Source organism: Arcobacter sp. F2176 (assembly GCF_004116465.1).
In the GTDB taxonomy this organism is placed as follows: domain Bacteria; phylum Campylobacterota; class Campylobacteria; order Campylobacterales; family Arcobacteraceae; genus Arcobacter; species Arcobacter siniprincipis.
The window spans coordinates 1-5,537 of record NZ_PDJV01000039.1; the positions used below are offsets into that span (position 1 = coordinate 1).

The window sequence follows — 5,537 nt, forward strand, 5'->3', positions numbered from 1 at the left end:
AAAAAACCTATTATAATTCCCGTCCAATTTGAGTGACAAACGTCGCAAAGGGTTGATGTTCTTTAACAAACTACGGTTTTAAGAAGTAAGTAACTTTTATAAACCGAATATGATATAAAACAAGAGAATTTATACAATTCTCGTCTATTAAAAAAACAATGAGTAATGTCAGTAAACAATTGCAATTAATTTTTCTTTGGAAAGATTAGATAAAAGAGTTAGACACTAGTCATGATTAAACTAAACATTTATGGAGAGTTTGATCCTGGCTCAGAGTGAACGCTGGCGGCGTGCTTAACACATGCAAGTCGAACGAGAACGGGTTAAAGCTTGCTTTAACTGTCAGCTAAGTGGCGCACGGGTGAGTAATATATAGGTAACATGCCCTAGAGAGGGGGATAACAGATGGAAACGTCTGCTAACACCCCATATGCCTTTAAGACCTAAGTCTGCAAGGGAAACATTTATGGCTCTAGGATTGGCCTGTACGGTATCAGTTAGTTGGTGAGGTAATGGCTCACCAAGACAATGACACCTAACTGGTTTGAGAGGATGATCAGTCACACTGGAACTGAGACACGGTCCAGACTCCTACGGGAGGCAGCAGTGGGGAATATTGCACAATGGACGAAAGTCTGATGCAGCAACGCCGCGTGGAGGATGACACATTTCGGTGCGTAAACTCCTTTTATATAGGAAGATAATGACGGTACTATATGAATAAGCACCGGCTAACTCCGTGCCAGCAGCCGCGGTAATACGGAGGGTGCAAGCGTTACTCGGAATTACTGGGCGTAAAGAGCGTGTAGGCGGGTAAATAAGTTGGAAGTGAAATCCTATGGCTCAACCATAGAACTGCTTCCAAAACTGTTAACCTAGAATGTGGGAGAGGTAGATGGAATTTCTGGTGTAGGGGTAAAATCCGTAGATATCAGAAGGAATACCGATTGCGAAGGCGATCTACTGGAACATAATTGACGCTGAGACGCGAAAGCGTGGGGAGCAAACAGGATTAGATACCCTGGTAGTCCACGCCCTAAACGATGTACACTAGTTGTTGTGAGGCTAGACCTTGCAGTAATGCAGTTAACACATTAAGTGTACCGCCTGGGGAGTACGGTCGCAAGATTAAAACTCAAAGGAATAGACGGGGACCCGCACAAGCGGTGGAGCATGTGGTTTAATTCGACGATACGCGAAGAACCTTACCTGGTCTTGACATAGAAAGAACTTTCCAGAGATGGATTGGTGCCTGCTTGCAGGAGCTTTCATACAGGTGCTGCACGGCTGTCGTCAGCTCGTGTCGTGAGATGTTGGGTTAAGTCCCGCAACGAGCGCAACCCTCGTCGTTAGTTGCTAACAGTTCGGCTGAGAACTCTAACGAGACTGCCTACGCAAGTAGGAGGAAGGTGAGGACGACGTCAAGTCATCATGGCCCTTACGACCAGGGCTACACACGTGCTACAATGGGGTATACAAAGAGCAGCAATACGGTGACGTGGAGCGAATCTCAAAAATGCCTCCCAGTTCGGATTGTAGTCTGCAACTCGACTACATGAAGTTGGAATCGCTAGTAATCGTAGATCAGCTATGCTACGGTGAATACGTTCCCGGGTCTTGTACTCACCGCCCGTCACACCATGGGAGTTGAATTCATTCGAAGCGGGGATGCTAAAATAGCTACCTTCCACAGTGGATTTAGCGACTGGGGTGAAGTCGTAACAAGGTAACCGTAGGAGAACCTGCGGTTGGATCACCTCCTTTCAGAGTAATGAGATTAGATTCGTTTCTAATCTCAAGAAATAAAAAAACAATGGGTAAATATCCAATATCATATTCGGTTTGTAAAGGTTATTGAAAATAATAGGTGAAGAATGGGCCTATAGCTCAGCTGGCTAGAGCGCTCGACTGATAATCGTGAGGTCCCAGGTTCAAGTCCTGGTAGGCCCACCATGAGAAGAAGATAATCTTTGTTGGGGAATTAGCTCAGCTGGGAGAGCGCCTGCCTTGCACGCAGGAGGTCAGCGGTTCGATCCCGCTATTCTCCACCAACTTAAGAATGAATAACTAATAGTGAATAGTGAATAATTTTAAGAGATAAACCAAGTAGAACAGAAAGAAAGTTAAATATAAGTCTTAGAGTATAAGATTTATATTTGGTTTTCGAATCAAAATGTTATTTAAAAATTTAATGTTAAAGTCTTTAAAATTTTTTCGAATTAGAATAAAGAGATTTATTTTAATACAAAATAGAAAACAATTTAAACACACAATTACTGTTTTATTAAATATTGTATTTAATAAGATAGTAGCCAAGGAATAATTATCAAAAAGGTAACTATAGAAATATAGTTATACAAATTATAAGCTATTAAGGGCTAATGGTGGATGCCTAGACTGTAAGAGGCGATGAAGGACGTATTAGGCTGCGATAAGCCTCGGGGAGCTGCCAAAGAGCTTTGATCCGAGGATTTCCGAATGGGACAACCCAGCATATAGAGATATATGTTACCCTGCGGGGAGCTAACCTGGTGAAGTGAAACATCTCAGTAGCCAGAGGAAGAGAAATCAAATGAGATTCCGTAAGTAGCGGCGAGCGAACGCGGATTAGGACAAACCCTATGCTTGCATAGGGGGTTGTAGGACCATAATGTGAGACTTAAAAGAGTAGTAGAAATATCTGGAAAGGTATAGCATAGAAGGTGAAACTCCTGTATACGAAACTCTTGAGAGCTCTATTGGTATCCTGAGTAGGACGGAACACGTGATATTTTGTCTGAATCTGGGGGGACCACCCTCCAATCCTAAATACTACTTACAGATCGATAGTGAACAAGTACCGTGAGGGAAAGGTGAAAAGTACTCCAGCGAGGAGAGTGAAATAGAACCTGAAACCATTAGCTTACAATCATTCGGAGCCCTATGTTGCTTGCAACAGGGTGACGGACTGCCTTTTGCATAATGAGCCTGCGAGTTGTGGTGTCTGGCAAGGTTAAGTCAAGTACGGAGCCGTAGCGAAAGCGAGTCTTAATAGGGCGACATAGTCAGATGCTGCAGACCCGAAACGAAGTGATCTATCCATGAGCAGGTTGAAGCTGGTGTAAGAGCCAGTGGAGGACCGAACCCGCTGACGTTGAAAAGTCTTGGGATGACTTGTGGATAGGGGTGAAAGGCCAATCAAACTTCGTGATAGCTGGTTCTCTCCGAAATATATTTAGGTATAGCCTTATGTCGTAACATATAGGGGTAGAGCACTGAATGGGCTAGGGCTGCTTACCGCGGTACCAAACCCTATCAAACTTCGAATACTATATGCGTAATCATAGGAGTCAGGCGGTGGGTGATAAAATCCATCGTCGAGAGGGGAACAACCCAGACTAACAGCTAAGGTCCCAAAGTTACATCTAAGTGGAAAACGATGTGAAGTTACTGTGACAACCAGGAGGTTGGCTTAGAAGCAGCCACCCTTTAAAGAAAGCGTAACAGCTCACTGGTCTAGTGATTTTGCGCGGAAAATATAACGGGGCTAAGATGTACACCGAAGCTTTAGACTTGTACTTGTACAAGTGGTAGGAGAGCGTTCTATTCAGCGTTGAAGGTATACCGACGAGGAGTGCTGGAGCGGATAGAAGTGAGCATGCAGGCATGAGTAGCGATAATTGAGGTGAGAATCCTCAACGCCGAAAACCCAAGGTTTCCTACGCGATGCTCGTCATCGTAGGGTTAGTCGGGACCTAAGTCGAGTCCGAAAGGGGTAGACGATGGCAAATTGATTAATATTTCAATACCAACAAATAAGCGCGATGTGGGGACGCATAGAGTTAATCGAGGTCACTGATGGAATAGTGGCTCGAAGGATGTAGGTTGTATCTTAGGCAAATCCGGGATACATTCGACCGAGATCTTACAGGCTGTTGCGATTTTTCGGAATCAATTCAGAATCGATGATACTGTCGTGCCAAGAAAAGCCACTAAGTATATTATTTGTTGCCCGTACCGTAAACCGACACAGGTGGGTGGGATGAGTATTCTAAGGCGCGTGGAAGAACCCTGGTTAAGGAACTCTGCAAACTAGCACCGTATCTTCGGTATAAGGTGTGCCTACTTCTGTATAGAGATTTACTCTCAAAAGCGGAAGAGGTTGCAACAAAGAGTCCCTCCCGACTGTTTACCAAAAACACAGCACTTTGCTAACTCGCAAGAGGATGTATAAGGTGTGACGCCTGCCCGGTGCTCGAAGGTTAACTGATGATGTCAGCGTAAGCGAAGCATTTGATTGAAGCCCGAGTAAACGGCGGCCGTAACTATAACGGTCCTAAGGTAGCGAAATTCCTTGTCGGTTAAATACCGACCTGCATGAATGGCGTAACGAGATGGGAGCTGTCTCAACCAGGGATCCAGTGAAATTGTAGTGGAGGTGAAAATTCCTCCTACCCGCGGAAAGACGGAAAGACCCCGTGCACCTTTACTACAGCTTGACACTGTAGCTTGGATATTCATGTGCAGGATAGGTGGGAGGCTATGAACTATGGACGCAAGTACATAGGGAGCCACCCTTGAGATACCACCCTTGAATATTTGAGTTACTAACTGGGACGAGTTATCCTCGTTCAGGACAATGTCTGGTGGGTAGTTTGACTGGGGCGGTCGCCTCCTAAAAAGTAACGGAGGCTTGCAAAGGTTGGCTCAAAGCGGATGGAAATCGCTTGTTGAGTATAATGGCATAAGCCAGCCTGACTGTAAGAGATACAACTCGAGCAGAGACGAAAGTCGGTCATAGTGATCCGGTGGTTCTGTGTGGAAGGGCCATCGCTCAAAGGATAAAAGGTACGCCGGGGATAACAGGCTGATCTCCCCCAAGAGCTCACATCGACGGGGAGGTTTGGCACCTCGATGTCGGCTCATCGCATCCTGGGGCTGGAGCAGGTCCCAAGGGTATGGCTGTTCGCCATTTAAAGCGGTACGCGAGCTGGGTTCAGAACGTCGTGAGACAGTTCGGTCCCTATCTTCCGTGGGCGTAGGAAAGTTGAAGAGATTTGTCCCTAGTACGAGAGGACCGGGATGAACGTACCACTGGTGTACCAATTGTTCTGCCAAGAGCATCGTTGGGTAGCTACGTACGGATGTGATAAGAGCTGAAAGCATCTAAGCTCGAAGCCAACTCTAAGATGAACTTTCCCTGAAGATCCCAGCAAGACTAGCTGGTTGATAGGCTAGATGTGTAAGTGAAGTAATTCATTTAGCTGACTAGTACTAATAGATCGTTTGGCTTATTTTATATATTTCTTGGTTTACTATCTTATTAAGTACATACTTAATAAAAGTTGTGTAAAAGACTTTAACATTAATATACACTCAAGACAATTGAGTTGAGTATTAAGAGCATTCTTTGCTTTTAATACTCAACTTTGTTGGTGATTATTGAGAAGTGGAAATACCCGGCTCCATTCCGAACCCGGAAGTCAAGCACTTCATCGCTGATAATACTGCAGGGTCCCCTTGTGGAAACGTAAGTCGTCGCCAACTCTTGAGTTTTT

2 tRNA genes and 3 rRNA genes are annotated in these 5,537 nt (G+C 44.9%); all 5 read left to right on the plus strand.

The features are described 5' to 3' along the window. The first annotated feature begins 247 nt into the window (after positions 1–247). The 5 genes from CRU95_RS15915 to rrf all read left to right on the plus strand — a co-directional run bounded on the left by CRU95_RS15915 (position 248) and on the right by rrf (position 5,526). Positions 248–1,764 (plus strand): 16S ribosomal RNA (locus CRU95_RS15915). Between the two features lie 112 nt (positions 1,765–1,876). Then, positions 1,877–1,953: transfer RNA gene (locus tag CRU95_RS15920), tRNA-Ile, on the plus strand. A gap of 22 nt (positions 1,954–1,975) precedes the next feature. After that, a tRNA-Ala gene (locus CRU95_RS15925) sits at positions 1,976–2,051 on the plus strand. Positions 2,052–2,361: 310 nt separating this feature from the next. Further along, a 23S ribosomal RNA gene (locus CRU95_RS15930) occupies positions 2,362–5,278 on the plus strand. Between the two features lie 132 nt (positions 5,279–5,410). Then, positions 5,411–5,526 (plus strand): 5S ribosomal RNA (gene rrf, locus CRU95_RS15935). The 16S, 23S and 5S rRNA genes sit together here with 2 tRNA genes alongside, the layout of an rRNA operon. Positions 5,527–5,537: the final 11 nt, after the last annotated feature.